Raw genomic sequence first — 14,804 nt, 5'->3', positions numbered from 1 at the left:
CCTACCCCGGGGGTATCGGCCTCACACCAGGTTCAGGGGTGGGTTTTCCCGGCATCTGCTCTTTACGTCATCACCGGCCCGGCTTCACCAGCTCTGTTCGCCGGCCGTTCCCTGTCCTCCTGCTGTTCCCTGTTCGCCCGCTGTTCGCCGTTCAAAGACCGGTGGCCCTTCGTGTTCGCCGGACGGCGCGGTGGACACCTGATGCGGAAGGTGACCGTTCCTGCGGGTCGCGGCGCAATGGCACCGTTGCTCCACCGGACGCGGTACGGCTGGCCGACCCGCTTGGCCGACGCGGACGAACAGCGAAGCCCACCGCACCGCCGCGCTTCACCGCGCGCTTTCGTCCTGTCCGCTCGCCCGGCCCACAGGTCACCCGACAAGCCCCGGACCCGAAACCTGCGATATCTACCTCATCGACACATTGGCACCAACAGGCCGGCCAGAAACTCCCCGTCTCGCGGGGTGTTATGACCAGAAACACCGTGAGAGCGTCCTCGGTGAACAGCTATTCCGCGAATTCCTGCCACGCGAGGAGAAGGCGCGATGTCACGACCAGGAACACCAGCACAACCGGGCTCACCCGGTACGTCACGGGATGTCGGCAGCGATCTCGGCGGGCGAGATCTGACGACCGAACCGCGCGAGATCACGGTCTTCGTCGGCCGGGCGGACGGTGCCGCGATCACCGTGGCCGCGACGGCCCGTTCGCCCGATCAGGATCCGGCCCGCGCCCAGGCTCCAGAGGAGTGTGGAGCACGGCCGGCCGAGGACGAGAACCAGCTGCTGGTCCGGCTCCGCATCGCCGCGGCCGACCCCGGCCCCACGACGTCCGCCGATCTCGAGTCGGACGAGGTCCGCCGCATCGTCGACCATCTGCTGGCACTCGACTCCGCATGGAATTCGATGGCCGGTGAGAGCGACACAACCGGACCCGCCGAGCCCGCGCGTTCGCCTCTGCCTGTCAGCGGGAGCACCGAGGGCTTCGAAGGCGGCACACGGATCACCATCGTGGCCGCCGAAGGCACGACGGCAGGTGGTCTGCGCCATGCGCTGGCCAGTGTGCCTGCCAGCGCGCGGCTGCGGGACTTCAGCACCGACGCCGAAGTCGTCCTCGTCTTCGACGACGCCCCCAGTCAAGGCGTCGACCCCACAGCGACACCGGCGATCACCGGCCCGGCCTAGGCAAGCCCACACGGCAGGCCTGGCAACGCGACTGGTCCGGCCACCCTGGCCGTGGTCCTGCCGCCCGGCCCGCCTCGCCCCGCCCCGGCTGCCGGGCGGTGGCGAGGCAGGCCGGGCCGGCCGCGCAGGCATCGGCGCCGGACGGTGCGGATCAGCCTCTGGCAACGCTGGCGCGCCGTGCCTCCAGCTCGGCACGGTCGGCGACCCAGTACGGGCCCTCGTCCTCGACCATGTCCGCCATGATCACATGATGGTGGCCTTGATGACCGGAGGGCAGCAGGCAGGTCATCCCGTCGACTCGGCAACCGGGGGCTGTGATCGTTCTGGGGGCGGACCAGGACAGCCAGACCTCCTCACTTCCCCACCCCTGCAAAACGGCCATGTGGTTGTCCGGGTGGCCCTCCTGCAGCGCGCAGGTCACCTCACTGGGCACCTCGTAGGCCGCTCCCGGCACATCATCAAGCCGTACGACTATGTCCTCGGGCACACGCTGCCAGGCTCCGCAGCCGCCCTCCTCTGTGATCATTTCCTCGTCGTCCCCTCCGCTCTCCATCGGCAATACCCGGCGCCACACGCTAAATCAGACACCTAAGACACACTTCGTGCCCACATAGCCACAAGCGCGCTCGACGCACCGATATAAGCACGCACCGTCGGGAGCCCTCCCAGCAGGGCTAATTCGCCCTTTTTCTGCACTGTCGTGCCATTGAGCCACTCCGAATTCTGATCCTGCCACCCAACGCCAGCCGACCGACGCAGCGCTCGCGAGCACTACCAACTTTTCGGGCCTTACAGATCGCTGCGAAACGTTCAGACCACGGATATTCCAAGTGCGGCAGCCATCGGCCCGGTAAGGGTCAGCAGGCTGTCGGCATCCACCTCCGCATTGGTGAGGCCGGTCACACCCGCAGCACCGTCGAAGCGACAGCCGCGGAAGGACGCCGCCCTGATCGCGACATCGGTGAAGACGGCCTCCGTGAGGTCGCACTCCTCGAACCGCACATGATCGAGCCTGGATCCGGTCAGATCCAGACGCGACAGGTCGCACCGGCTGAAGCGGGCCCGGCCCAGCGTGCACGACCGGAGCGTGACGTCGTCCGCCCGCACGCCGTCCAGGACGACGTCGTGGAACTCGCCGCGGATCCACACCGCCCCGGAGATCCTGCCACCGGTGATCTCGACCCTCGTGCCACCGCCCCCGTCGATCACAATGCCGGCGAGAACCGCCTGATCGACCAGGACGTCGCGCAGGTGCAGGCCGGCCAGCTCGCCCCCGAGAACACGGGTGGACGCGAGCACCGCGGACTCGATCCGGACGCCGCCCAGAACGTCGGCCTCCGGGTCGTCGGCGACCGCCGCCCCCAGGTCCTCAATGGTTCCACGGATGACCCACGGCTGCCCTGGGCCACGGGGCGAGCCGTCGGCCGGCAGGGATACTCCGGCCACGGATGGCCGTACGGGTTGCCAGGGATCGGACCTGCCTCGCCCCGCCCGGGTTCGCTGAGTCATGGCCCGATTCTGACGGCGGCCACGATGCCGGCTCCGCAGGGTGTGGAGCCTGCGCGGATGTTGGGCGCCGGCCGACTCGGTCAGCCTCGGATCGCGTCGATCAGTGAGATCACCGCCAGCACCGCGAAGGCGGTGGCGGCCACCCGGGTGATCAGACGCACCGACAGGACACGGAGAAGGCTACGGCCGCCCGCGATGGCCAGGGCTGCCACCGTCCACAGCGCGAGGACCGCGCCGATCCACACGGCCACCGGCGCGGAGTAGCGGGCAGCGAGGTTCGCGGTCGAGAACTGGGTGAGATCGCCGAGCTCCGCGACGAACACGACCACGAAGGACGTCGCCGCGACCCGCGGGAAACCGGACTTGCCGGCGGCGACGGCTTCGGCGGCGGCGACGTCACTGGCCCGTCCGCCCTCGGCCGGTCCGCCTTCGGCCTCGTCGTCGGGCTCCTCCCGTCCCTCCCTGAGGACAAGCACCGCACCCAGGGCGAACAGCAGCGCCGCCACGATGTCGACCGCCCGGCCTGGCAGCAACGAGATCGCGCTGCCGGCGGCGACAGCCAGCGTGACCTGCACGGCGAAGGCCGCGGCTACTCCGGCCCAGACGTAGAGGGGACGGAATCGGCTCCCCAGGACGAGGCTCGCCACCATCGTCTTGTCCGGAAGTTCGGCCAGAAAGATCACGCCGAAGGTCACGAACGCGGCGGTGAGATTCACGGGCCCGGTAGTCCTCTCCTCGAGGCCGGGCCGGGACGGGAGCCGCCTTCGACCCGGCATGACAGCCAGATCGAAGGTCTCGCCCACCTGACGAAGGTCAGGCCCGGCGGCCGGGCTCGGAATCCGAGCCAGTATGTCGACACGCCGGACCGTGCTCAACCCAGCGCACCGACGCCAGCACGGCCGGCGACCAGCCGCCAGACGGCGGCGCGGGCCGGACCGGGGCTGGAAATCGGGCTACCAGGTCACCACGGCGGGGCTACTCCCCTTCGGGGGGAAACATTACCGCCTGATGAGCCGTGGTGAAGGTTTTGAACCAGGTCAGACGAGACGACAGCAAGGCCACACATACGCGGTCCGCTGCGGAGCGCCGCCCATTCTTCACAGATCTGCCCCCTTAGCATCACTCAAGGTGATCGTCGAATCTGGTCGACCGTCCGTCGAGCCGACACGCTTCCTCACCATGCCCACCAGGCCGGGTGCCAGCGACGGTCACCCGATCGGCGCGAGCCAGGGTGCCGGCCACGCAGCCAGCCAGCCGACGGGCCACTCCCCCGGGCAGCCAGCCGGCCACACGGCCAGCCAGCCGACCGGCTATCTGGAGGACGCCGAGCCGAGACCAGCGCTGGTGGCCCCAGCCCGGCTGCCCGGACACCTCCGCCCGGTGATCAACGCCACCGGCATCCTGCTGCACGACGGACTCGGCCGAGCGCCGCTCTCCCCCGAGGCCCGCACCGCGATCGACGCCGCCGCCGCGACCTGCGACGTCGAGCTCGATCTGGCGTCTGGGCGGCGCGGCCGGCGCGGCAACGCCGCACTGACCGCCCTGGCGGCCGCCGTCCCGGTGGCCCGCGCCGTGCATGTGGTCAACAACAACGCCGGCGCCGTCATGCTCGCCGCCATGGCGTTGGCGCCGGACCGGGAGATCGTTATCAGCCGCGGCGAGCTGGTCGAGACCGCGGACGGTTTCCGGCTCCCGGACCTGCTGGCCGCGACCGGTGCCCGGCTACGGGAAGTGGGCACGACGAACCGAACCACCCTGGGCGACTATGCCGACGCCATCGGCCCGCGAACCGGCTTCGTGCTCCGGATGCACCCGCCCAGCTTCCGGGTGGTCGGGCTGACGGCGAGGCCGGCGCTCAGTGATCTCGCGGAGCTGTGCGCCCGACGCGGAGTCCCCCTGGTCGGCGATCCCGGATCCGGTCTGTTGACACCCGACGAGACGCTGCCCGACGAACCCGACGCCTCCACCTGGCTACGCTGTGGCGCCAGTCTGGTCATCACCTGCGGCGACAAGCTCCTCGGCGGTCCGCAGTGCGGTCTCGTTCTCGGCCGCGGCGATCTGGTTGACCGGATGCGCCGGCATCCGCTGGCCCGGGCGCTGCGGGTCGGCAAACTGACGCTCGCCGCGCTCGAAGCCACCCTGCGGGGCGAGGACAACCCCGTCCGCCGCTCGTTGCGCGCGGATCCAGCCGAGCTCCGGACCCGCGCCGAGCGCCTGGCCGCCTGGCTGCGCAGGTCCGGCGTCCCGGCGTCCGCGGTGAGCAGCCGGGCGGTGGTCAGCTCGGATGGAATCGACGAGACAGGCGGAACGGGCACGCCCTCGCAGCGGGGCGGGGCGGGTCCGAAGGACCTGCGGGATGCGGACGCGGATGCCGGCGGACCCGCATCGATCGGCCCCGGCGCGCCAGGCGGCCACGGCGGCCACGGCGGCCGCCTGGCCCACGGTGGGCATGGTGGCCACAACGGTTCGCCGGAATACGGGGCGGATGGTTGGAAGGACGGGCTGCCAAGCGCGGCCGTCGCCCTCGACGCGAGCCTCGCCGCGCTGCTGCGCCAGGGCCGGCCGGCCGTGCTGGGACGGGTGGAGCAGGGCTGCTGCCTGCTCGATCTACGGTCGGTGCCGGCGGATCTGGATCCGGTCCTGGCCGCGACGGTTCTTGCCGCCGCCACCGGGTCTGGGCCCCTGGCAGGGATCAACGAGGCGCCGACCTCGCCGCCGGGCCGCTCCGGCTCCGCGGTGACGGCCCCGCACGCCCGCATCCGCGCCGGCACCAGCACCGACACCGGCGGATGGGCCCGGGTACCGGACTGGGCGCGACGCACGGAACGTTCACCCGGTGCGAGCTGGCTCCCCCTGGTGGACGCCGGACCGGACACCGACGACGAGGTGACCCTCCATTGACCTCCTCTTCCACATGAACGCGGAGGACTCCAACCGCACGAAAACTGGTTCGCGTCGTTGAGGTTCGCGGTTCGCCGGCACCGGCAACCCGGCCCCTCCCCGCGCAGTCACCGCGCGCCCCGCGGCGATGTTCGCAGCAGCGTTCACACCCGCGTTGCCCCGAAGCCCACAGGCCACACCCGGAACCGCGCTTGGCTCTCACGCGACCCCACGCCACCTGTTCCACAGAACGGGCATGCCCACGGTGCTCGTCCAGCGCGACCGCCTGCTCGGCAGACAGACAAAGCCGGAAACGGGACACACAAACCCTACGAAGGGATGTCCACATGCCTGCCAGGAAACCGGTGTCTCCCCGTGTCCAGACAGTTCCGCCACCGGGTACGCCGTCCGCAACGCCGATCCCGCCGAACCGGCGGTCCCCGCCCCACTGGGCGGGAAACCGGATTCCTCCCCAGCCTGAAGGCCGGGACATCCTCCGGGGACTTCGGTGAGCCGGGGGGTGCGTTGGGCGGCTGGGTTCATCCTCATGACACACGGTCTTGTGCATCTGCTGGTCTGGCCGGGCGCCCCGCTTGGGGCACCCGGCAGTGATGCCCGGCTTCGCTGGAACGGCACATCGTGGTCCTGGGAGCCGAGCTGGCTTCCTCCCATGGCGATCAGGACCGTCGGCGGGGTGCTGCTCGCGGCAGCGATCCTCGGTTTCCTGGCGGCCGGGCTTGCTCTGCTCGGTCTGCCCGGGGCACGCCGGTTCCCGCTGCTGACCAGCGGGACCGGTGCGGTCTGTTCTCTGCTGATGTTCGGGCTGAGCTGGCCGGGCCTCGAACCGGACCCGTCCGAGTTCGCCACCGGACCGTGTCTGAGCACGGCGGTACTGGGCAGCGTCGCCCTCGCCCTCCTGCTCAGGAAATGGCCAGGCCTGCTGCGTGGCTGGCCCCGCCGGCCGGTGGCGGGGAACCTTCCCGGCGCCCCGCCACCGACCAACCGCACCGCCTGACAGCGCAACCGCACGGCACGACGGGCCGGCCGCACCGCTCGACGGACAACCACTCCGCTCGACGAGACAGCCGTCGGGTGCGGCGCGACTCAGCCGCGGGCCACGTACTCGCCGGTCGGCTCGCCGATGACTCCCAAACGTTCCTCTAGATGGAACGATGTTTCATATCTTCCATCCAGGGATGGATCCTCCCCCACTCGCACCGCCAGGCCAGCCCCGGCCCATGTGCCTGTCGCCACCCCGACCAGGTCCCGCCCCCCGTGAGAGCATGAGTTCGGAACGGCGTCACGCAGAGTGGAACGTCCGTATGTCGATCAGAAGCTGGCTCTACGTACCGGGCAGCGATGCCACGAAGCTGGCGAAGGCGCTCGACCGCGGCGCCGACGCGCTCATCGTCGATCTCGAGGACGCCGTCCCGCCCAGCGGCAAGGACGCCGCCCGCGCGCTCGTCCGCGACTGGCTGCATACCCTCCCGGACCTGCCCGCCGGCGGCCCGACGGCCGGCGGCACAGCAGCCCGCGGCACGGCTCGCAGCGGCACAGCAGCCGGCGGTACAGCTCCCGGCGGCACAGCTCCCGGCGGCACAGCTCCCGGCGGCACCGCAGCAGCCCGGCGACCCGACCGCCCGCGGATCTGGGTGCGGGTGAACCCCGGCAGCCTGCGCGCCCGCGATGTCGCCGCGCTCGCCGACGCCCCGAACCTCGACGGCCTCTGCCTCGCCAAGACCGACCACGCCGAAGAGGTCGCGGCCGTCGACGCCGAGCTCACCCGGGCCGGTTCCACGGCGGCGGTCGCGCCGCTGCTGGAGACACCGGCCGCGATCACCCGCGCGGCGCAGATCGCTGCCGCGCCCCGGGTGCGCCATCTGCAGATCGGCGAGGCCGACCTGCGCGCCTGCCTCGGCGTCGAGCTCGGCCCGGACGAGTCGGAGCTGCTCGGGGTGCGCAGTCAGATCGTCCTCGCAAGCGCGGTGGCCGGCATCATGCCGCCCGTCGCGCCGGTCTCGGTCGTCTACAACGACCCCGACGGCCTGCGGACGTCCACCGACCGGCTGCGCCGGCTCGGATTCCTGGGGCGGGCCTGCATTCATCCGGCCCAGATCCCGGTCGTGAACGAGGTCTTCACGCCGGGCGCCGAGCAGGTGCGGCGCGCGCGTGTGCTCATCGAACGGTTCGAGGCGGCCGGCGGCGCGGCGGCGGCCAGCGACGGCAGCATGGTCGACGAGGCGGTCATCCGCGGCGCGCGCCGCGTCCTCGCCACGCACCTCGCCCTGAGCGACCCCAGCAGAAGCCCCGGCAGCGGCCACGGCACAGGGCAGCCGTGACCGACGAGCAGTCGTGACCGCTGTCGGGTCGATACGCGGGCAAAGCCAGTGGGAACTCCGCGGTGCACATCGTGTCGGGCACCACCGTGATCTTCTCCGCGAGGGCCCGCCGGCGTGGCACCGTCGCCGAGGCGAGATCGACCACGCTCACAGAACACCTTCTTCCCGCAGTTTGGCGATCTCGTCGGCGGACATGCCCAGCCGTTCGGCCAGCACGTCCGCGGTGTCGGCTCCGACCGCCCGGCCGGTCCAGCGGATCTCGCCGGGGGTGGTGGAGAGCCGGAACAACAGGTTCTGCATCTTCAGCGGACCGAGATCCGGGTCGTCGACCGTCGTGATGGTGTCGAGCGCCTGGTACTGCGGGTCCCCGAGCACGTCGGTGACGTCGTAGATCGGGGCGACGGCGGCCTGCGCCTCGGTGAAGGCCGCGCTCACCTCGCCGAGGCTGCGCTGGGCGATCCACCCGCCGACGGCCGCGTCGAGCTCCTCGGCGTGCTGTGCCCGCCCCGCCCCGGTCGCGAACCAGGGCTCGTCGATCACCTCGGGGCGCCCGACCAGCCGCATCACCCGCTCGGCGATGGTCTGCGCCGAGGTCGACACGGCCACCCAGCGACCGTCGGCGGTGCGGTAGGTGTTGCGCGGCGCGTTGTTGACGGACCGGTTGCCGGTCCGCTCGTGGATCAGGCCGAGCTGGTCGTAGACGGTCGGCTGCGGGCCGAGCAGGGTGACCAGCGGCTCGATGATCGCGAGGTCGATGACCTGGCCGACTCCGGTGGACGCCCGGCTGTGCAACGCGGTGAGGATCGCGCCGTAGCAGGTCAGGGCGGCGATCCCGTCGGCGAGGCCGAAGGGGGGCAGGGTCGGCGGCCCGTCCGGCTCACCCGTCATCGCGGCGAAGCCGCTCATCGACTCGGCGAGCGTGCCGAAGCCGGGCCGACGGGCGTACGGGCCGAACTGGCCGAAGCCGGTGACCCGGGCGATCACGAGCCGCGGGTTGATCTCGTGCAGGACGTCCGGCCCCAGCCCCCAGCGTTCCAGGGTGCCGGGGCGGAAGTTCTCGATCAGCACGTCGGCGCCGGCCACCAGGCCACGGAGGATCTCCGCGCCTTCCGGGCGGCCCAGGTTGAGCGTGACCGCGCGCTTGTTGCGCCCGAGCATCTTCCACCACAGGCCCACACCGTTCTTCGAGTGCCCGTGGGTACGGCTCGGGTCGCCCTTCTCGGGATGCTCGATCTTGATGACCTCGGCGCCGAAGTCGCCAAGCACCGTCGCCGCGAGCGGACCGGCGAACAGCGTCGAGCAGTCCAGAACGGTCAGGTCCGAGAGCGGCCCCATTGCTACTCCGTTCCATCAGTCGAAATTGCGTTCCAAACTCGTAACAGTCGGATCCGCCGCCGGAAAGTCGCCGGACAGCAGCACCCGATGTGTCAGTGCCCACGCCCGAAGCGCGCGACAACACCCCCGCGACAACAGCAACGACCCCTGCGGCAGCACCGCCGCGGCACGACCACGGGCAGGCGGGAATCCCGGTTCGGGCCGCCCCGAGGCCGAGCACCAGGGCCGTCGGCCCGAGCGAGTAGCGGCGGGTCTTCTCGTCGAACGCGATGAGATCCCGGGAGCGCAGCGACGCGAGCACCCGGTGCACCGCCGCCTTGGACAGGCCCATCTCGGAGGCGATGTCGGTGATGCCCAGGCTCGCCGACCGGGCCCTGGTGAAGTGCAGCAGGATGTCGGCGGCCCGCTCGACCGCGGCCACGGTCTGGCTGCCCTTCGCCTCGGGCACGCCGTCAGAGATCCCGTCGGACGCCCGGTCGGACGGATCCGTCTCAGGTCAGGGACAGCGCCGAAAGCTCGCGGTTGAGGTTGGCCCGGGCGGCCGGTTCCCAGTGCCGGCGGGCCCAGGCCGTCGCGTAGATCGGCCCGTCCAGCAGGTGCCGCAGCACGGCACCACGGCCGGCGGCCCAGGCGTCGCCGCCAGCCCAGGAGTACTCCAGCCGCACCCGGCGGACATAGTGGTCGTAGGACTGCGCGGGGCGGGCCAGCACCCGCAGGTCGGCGTCGTTCACGAACGCCTCGTCGACCGAACGCGAACCGTGGCCCGCAGTGGCCTCCACCAGCCGGCGCACGTCGGCGATCACCCCGGCCGGGCAGCCGAGGCCGCCGAGGACCTCAGCGGCCAGATCGGCTGACAGTCGCTCGTTGTCGCGGGCGCGCGAGTCGTACACGGCATCGTGGAAGTGCACCGCGAGCAGGCAGACCGCCGGATCGACCCCGGCGGCCTCCGCACGATCGGCGGCGATCAGCAGGTGGAAGGCCGCGGTGGTCTCCGCTATGTGACGCAGCGTGTGGTAGTGGCGGCCGGGTTCCCGGTAGCGCCGGACGAGATCGACGAAGGCCGCCACCCGCTCTCCCGCCTCGGCACTGGCCCCGACGGTCAGTAACGCTCCGTCGAAGGCTCTGGCCAGGGGCGAGCGCGGAGCGCGGCCTGGTTCGCCCGGATCGGCCCACCCGGCCATCGCCGTGCCGACACCGAACTCGGCTTCCATCCGTGCCTCCCGGTGCCTGGTGTCCCGGTCGGGCCACTGCCTTTCCCATCTCGATCGTGAACGCCGAGTGCCGATTTCGCAGCCGATTGCGTGGATCCGCCGATCACACCTTTGGCTCATCGTTTGCTAGATGACACGTTGCCGTAGTCGAACACGTGTGCGAAGGTGGGCGCGTGGCAGTTCAGATAACGATTGACGATCAGACCTACACTCTGCGTGACGAGGTCGACCCCGAGGAACTCCGGCGGCGCGTCGCGCAGGCCGTGTTCCGCTGCGAAGTCGAGCAGCTACACCTCGTCGGCGGGCAGCGGGTGCTCGTCAACTGGCGCTCCGTCCGCTTCGTCCAGGTCAGTGTCGTCACTTCCGGTGACGACATGGCCGTTGACGCCACCGCGACCGCCGCCGCCGGTACCACCGGCGACACCATCCACAGCACCGTCACCTGACGGCGGCGGGCCCCATCCACCGCCACCAGGAGTACGGAGAGTGACCACCGCGCCGGCTGGAAGCTGCCGGCTCGCCTTGGGCGGGAGCGGAACCCCGTCGACGTCGTTGTGGCCGACCGCACCCGGTTCCCCGCCGGCGATCCCACCCGGCGCATGCCGCCGCCGATCACTCAGCACCGACAGCGTCGCCGGTTCCAGGACCCGCACCGAGCGCACGAGCCCCGCGCCCCCGGCATGCCGACCGCGCCCACCGGTTCCGTCGGCCAGCTCGTAACGCTCCACCCGTAGCGGGTACTCCAGTTCGAGCGCCTCGATCGGGGTGTTGAGGGTGTTCGTCATCCCCACGTGCACTCCGGACGGGCCCGGCCCCCGGGCGGACGCACCCTGGCCGCCGCCCAGCGTCTCGTAGTAGGTCCAGGTGGCTCCGCCGATCACCAGGTTGTTCATCGTCCCCTGCCCGGGGGCCGGCAGCACGGCGGCCTCGGAGATCTCGACGGTCTCGGAGATCTCCGAGCGCAGTGCCTCCGACTCCGACGCCCCGGCCGCATCCGACACTCCGACCGAACCTGCATCCGCCCCGGTCGCCAGTCGCAGGGCCGCGAGCACGGTGTCGGCGATCCGCTGCGACGTCTCGACGTTGCCGGCCACGACGGCGGAAGGCCGCCGCGCGTCCACCAGCGAGCCGGGCTCGGTCACCACGGTCAGCGGGGCGTAGGTGCCGTCACCGGTCGGGACGTCCTCGGGCAACAGCACCCGCAGCGCGAAGCAGCAGGCCGAGCGGGTGACGGCACGTGGGCAGTTGACGTTGCCGCGAACCGCCGGGGAGGTTCCGCTGAAGTCCACCGTCATGCTGTCGCCCGCGATGACGACCGCGACCCGCAGCGCGATGTCCCGGTCGTCGACTCCGTCGCCCTCCAGCTCGCTCTCCACCCGGTACACGCCGTCGGGCAGACTCGCGATCACCGCCCGGCTGCGCCGCTCGCCGTAGCGGAGCACCTCGGCGAACGACTCCAGCACCACCGACCCGCCGTGCCGGTGAGAGAGCTCGGTGAGCCGGGTCTGCGCCAGGCCAGCCGGCCGCCGCCGCCTGCGCGCGCAGGTCACCGCGCCGAAGATCAGGCGTCCGCGAGTTGGCGCAGATGAGATCGAGCACGTCCGTCTGCCACTGACCGGCTCGGACGAGACGGATCGGCGGGATGATCAGGCCTTCCGCGAAGATCTCGGTCGAGTCGGCGGGCATGGAGCCCGGGCGCATCCCGCCCATGTCCGAGTGGTGGGCGCGGGTGGCGGCATAGCCGACGACCTCGTCACCGAGCAGCAACGGGGATACCAGAGTCACATCCGGCAGATGGTTGCCGCCGGAGAACGGGTCGTTGAGCACCCACACGTCACCGGGCTCCGGCCCACGCTCGGTGACCACCCGCACGGACTCGTACATCGCGCCGAGATGGACGGGCACGTGAGCGGCCTGCGCGATCATCCGCCCGCGGGCGTCGAAGAGCGCCGCCGAGCAGTCCCGCCGCTCCTTGATGTTGGACGAGTAGGCACTGCGGACCAGCAGCGTCCCCATCTCCTGCGCGATGCCGCCCACCGCACTCGACAACACCGCCAGGGTCACCGGATCCATGCCCCCAGCTTCCCACCCCGCGCCGCGGCCGAGCCGAGCTCACCGAGGAAGTCAACATCCGTGACACAAGACCAGGTGACAGGATCCAGACCAACAAAGCACCCCAATAAGACCATACGGACAGATCAGGCCAAACACCTAAGTTAGATCAATCCCTGCCAAACACCACAATGCAACGTCCACTTCGTATTGATTTCTCATTTATCTAGACCAACGGACGGATAAGTGGTTCAGTACGCGATTAGGACGAGGCCTGAGGGTCTCGGGCGCCCACGGGCGCGACAAGATCCGTCAATCGTCTCCGGATAGCTGCGTCCAGGGAGCAACGCAATGAGTGAGTACGACTATTCGGTCGCCATTCTCGGCAGCGGCATCGCCGGCTCAACACTGGCCAACATCCTCGCCCGCCATGGTCACAGCGTGGTACTCATCGACAGCGGCACACACCCGAGATTCGCGCTGGGGGAATCGACGATCGGAGAGACGACCTATCTGCTGAAACTCCTGGCCAAACGGTTCGACGTCCCGGAACTCGGCCACGTCAGCAGCTTCGAGGGAGTCCGTCGGCACGTCTCCTCCGCCTGCGGAGTGAAACGAAACTTCGGCTTCGTCTACCACCGGGAGGGGGAGATCCAGAACCCGGAGGAGGTGACGCAGTGTAGCGTTTCGGAGTTCCCGAACGGCCCCGAGATGCACATGCACCGCCAGGACATCGACTCCTACCTCTTCTACTCCGCGGTGCGGCACGGTGCGCATCCTCGGCAGCGGACCTTCGTCGATCGCGTGGAGATCACCGACAGCGCGGCGATCCTGCACACCAGGGCCGGAGAACAGCTGCGGGTCCGCTACGTCGTCGACGCGTCCGGGCGCAACTCCGTGCTCGCGAACCAGTACGGCCTGCGCGAGGATCCCTGCCGCTTCCGGAGCCACTCACGGACGCTGTTCACCCACATGGTCGGCGTCACCCCGTTCGATCACGTCACCCGGCCGAGCGGTCAGCCGACGCCCTGGTATCAGGGCACGCTGCACCACCTGTTCGACGGTGGCTGGATGTGGGTGATCCCGTTCGACAACCACGAAGGCGCCACCAACCCGTTGTGCAGCGTCGGGCTCAACCTCGACACACGCCGGTTCCCGAAGCAGCCCGGAGTCGGCGCGACCGAGGAGTGGCAGGCATTCCTCGACCGCTTCCCCAGCGTCGCCCGCCAGTTCGAGCACGCGCGGCCGACCTGGGAGTGGGTCTCCACCGGGCGCACCCAGTACTCCAGCACCCGCACCGTCGGCGATCGCTGGGCCATGATGAGCCACGCCGCCGGTGCCATCGACGCCCTGTTCTCCCGAGGCATGGCGAACACGATGCAGGTGATCTACTCGTTCGCGCCGCTGCTCATGGAGGCCCTCGCCGACGACGACCTCTCGGCCGAGCGCTTCGCCTCCGTCGACCAGCTCAACCAGACCATCCTCGACGTGAACGACCAGCTGGTAGCCGGCTCCTACACCTCCTTCCGCGACTTCGATCTGTGGCGGGCCTGGTCGAAGGTCTGGTTCATGGGCTGGAACCTCGGGATCGCCCGCATCGTCGGCACCTACTTCGCCTATGAGGAGAGCGGCGACCCGGCGCTGTTCGACCGGCTGTTCGACGCCCCCTTCCCCGGCACCTTCTGCCCCGACCTGCCGGAGTTCCAGGACCTGTTCCGCCGGCTCGGCCTGGTCATGGAGGACGTCGAGCAGAACCGGACGACACCGGGGGCGGCGGTGGAGCAGCTCGCCACGCTGCTCGGCTCGGCGGACTTCCTGCCGAGTCCGCTACGGCTCGGGGACGTCCTGCGCCGGTGGCATGACGGCTCGTTCGAAGCGCAGCGCCGGATGTACGAGTGGGGCCGGACGACCTCGCCGGAGCCGATGCGCCGGTGGTACGGCTACGACCTCGAGGCGTTGCTGGCCCGCAGCGGTGGCGCTCCGGCGCCGGCGGCGCTCTGAGGACTGCTACCGACGGCGACCAGATCTGGCCCAGGGTGCGGCCGACGCCAAGCGCCGCTCCCGCCCTGGGCCCGTCCGGCACGCTGCCGGACAGCGCCCTCTGTCGCTCCTGCCCACCGCCTGGGCAGGAGCTTTTCTCTGTTAACCGGGAACCAATCCCCCGCTGCCGCACCGGGCCGGCTGCGCCAGCGTGAACAGTGGACCTGTTCCGCGCCATTCCGTGCCGCTGCGCCCCGACAGGAGCGTCGGATCGACATCTGTTCTGCGCCAGAGCGCACGATTCGAAGCACGGGCC

General features: G+C 70.5%; 10 protein-coding genes and 2 pseudogenes. 5 read left to right on the top strand and 7 right to left on the bottom strand.

The features are described 5' to 3' along the window. The first annotated feature begins 543 nt into the window (after positions 1–543). Positions 544–1,182: a hypothetical protein gene (locus AWX74_RS41110; protein WP_091271477.1), complete on the top strand. Its 639-nt coding sequence runs from the start codon at positions 544–546 to the stop codon at positions 1,180–1,182. Positions 1,183–1,333: 151 nt separating this feature from the next. Here AWX74_RS41110 and AWX74_RS03360 read toward each other — a convergent pair whose 3' ends face one another. The 3 genes from AWX74_RS03360 to AWX74_RS03350 form a co-directional block, all read right to left on the bottom strand. Beyond that, the gene (locus tag AWX74_RS03360) at positions 1,334–1,735 is read right to left on the bottom strand and encodes a hypothetical protein (RefSeq protein ID WP_006542387.1); all 402 of its coding nucleotides are present in this window, start codon (positions 1,733–1,735) and stop codon (positions 1,334–1,336) included. 257 nt (positions 1,736–1,992) lie between these two features. Then, entirely contained in the window at positions 1,993–2,691 is a 699-nt protein-coding gene (locus tag AWX74_RS03355; RefSeq protein ID WP_091271475.1) for a pentapeptide repeat-containing protein, read from the bottom strand. A gap of 80 nt (positions 2,692–2,771) precedes the next feature. After that, positions 2,772–3,407: a TMEM165/GDT1 family protein gene (locus tag AWX74_RS03350; protein WP_091271473.1), complete on the bottom strand. Its 636-nt coding sequence runs from the start codon at positions 3,405–3,407 to the stop codon at positions 2,772–2,774. A 463-nt stretch (positions 3,408–3,870) separates the two neighbouring features. On the opposite strand from AWX74_RS03350, the gene selA reads away from it, so the two are divergent. The 3 genes from selA (at position 3,871) to AWX74_RS03330 (ending at position 7,910) form a co-directional block, all read left to right on the top strand. Further along, the gene (selA, locus tag AWX74_RS03345) at positions 3,871–5,592 is read left to right on the top strand and encodes an L-seryl-tRNA(Sec) selenium transferase (protein ID WP_091271470.1); all 1,722 of its coding nucleotides are present in this window, start codon (positions 3,871–3,873) and stop codon (positions 5,590–5,592) included. 526 nt (positions 5,593–6,118) lie between these two features. Beyond that, the gene (locus AWX74_RS03340; protein WP_242666055.1) at positions 6,119–6,586 is read left to right on the top strand and encodes a hypothetical protein; all 468 of its coding nucleotides are present in this window, start codon (positions 6,119–6,121) and stop codon (positions 6,584–6,586) included. A gap of 307 nt (positions 6,587–6,893) precedes the next feature. Beyond that, a complete protein-coding gene (locus tag AWX74_RS03330) occupies positions 6,894–7,910 on the top strand; it encodes an HpcH/HpaI aldolase/citrate lyase family protein (RefSeq protein ID WP_207550248.1) in 1,017 nt (338 codons plus the stop codon). A 147-nt stretch (positions 7,911–8,057) separates the two neighbouring features. Here the strand turns inward: AWX74_RS03330 and AWX74_RS03325 are convergent, their stop codons facing one another. From AWX74_RS03325 to AWX74_RS03310, 4 genes and pseudogenes are all read right to left on the bottom strand, one after another. Beyond that, positions 8,058–9,245, bottom strand: a complete 1,188-nt coding sequence (locus tag AWX74_RS03325) for a CaiB/BaiF CoA transferase family protein (protein WP_091271465.1) — start codon at positions 9,243–9,245, stop codon at positions 8,058–8,060. A gap of 271 nt (positions 9,246–9,516) precedes the next feature. After that, positions 9,517–9,666: pseudogene (locus tag AWX74_RS41100) on the bottom strand (helix-turn-helix domain-containing protein); the annotation flags it as partial. 70 nt (positions 9,667–9,736) lie between these two features. After that, entirely contained in the window at positions 9,737–10,456 is a 720-nt protein-coding gene (locus AWX74_RS03315) for an HD domain-containing protein (RefSeq protein WP_091271462.1), read from the bottom strand. Positions 10,457–10,743: 287 nt separating this feature from the next. Then, a pseudogene (locus tag AWX74_RS03310) lies at positions 10,744–12,529 on the bottom strand (hydantoinase B/oxoprolinase family protein). 330 nt (positions 12,530–12,859) lie between these two features. Here AWX74_RS03310 and AWX74_RS03305 point away from each other — a divergent pair. Next, a complete protein-coding gene (locus AWX74_RS03305) occupies positions 12,860–14,509 on the top strand; it encodes an NAD(P)/FAD-dependent oxidoreductase (protein WP_091271460.1) in 1,650 nt (549 codons plus the stop codon). Positions 14,510–14,804: the final 295 nt, after the last annotated feature.

This window comes from Parafrankia irregularis, assembly GCF_001536285.1.
GTDB lineage: Bacteria > Actinomycetota > Actinomycetes > Frankiales > Frankiaceae > Parafrankia > Parafrankia irregularis.
Note: the sequence above shows the minus strand (reverse complement) of the source record. Positions and strands in the feature narration are given on the sequence as shown.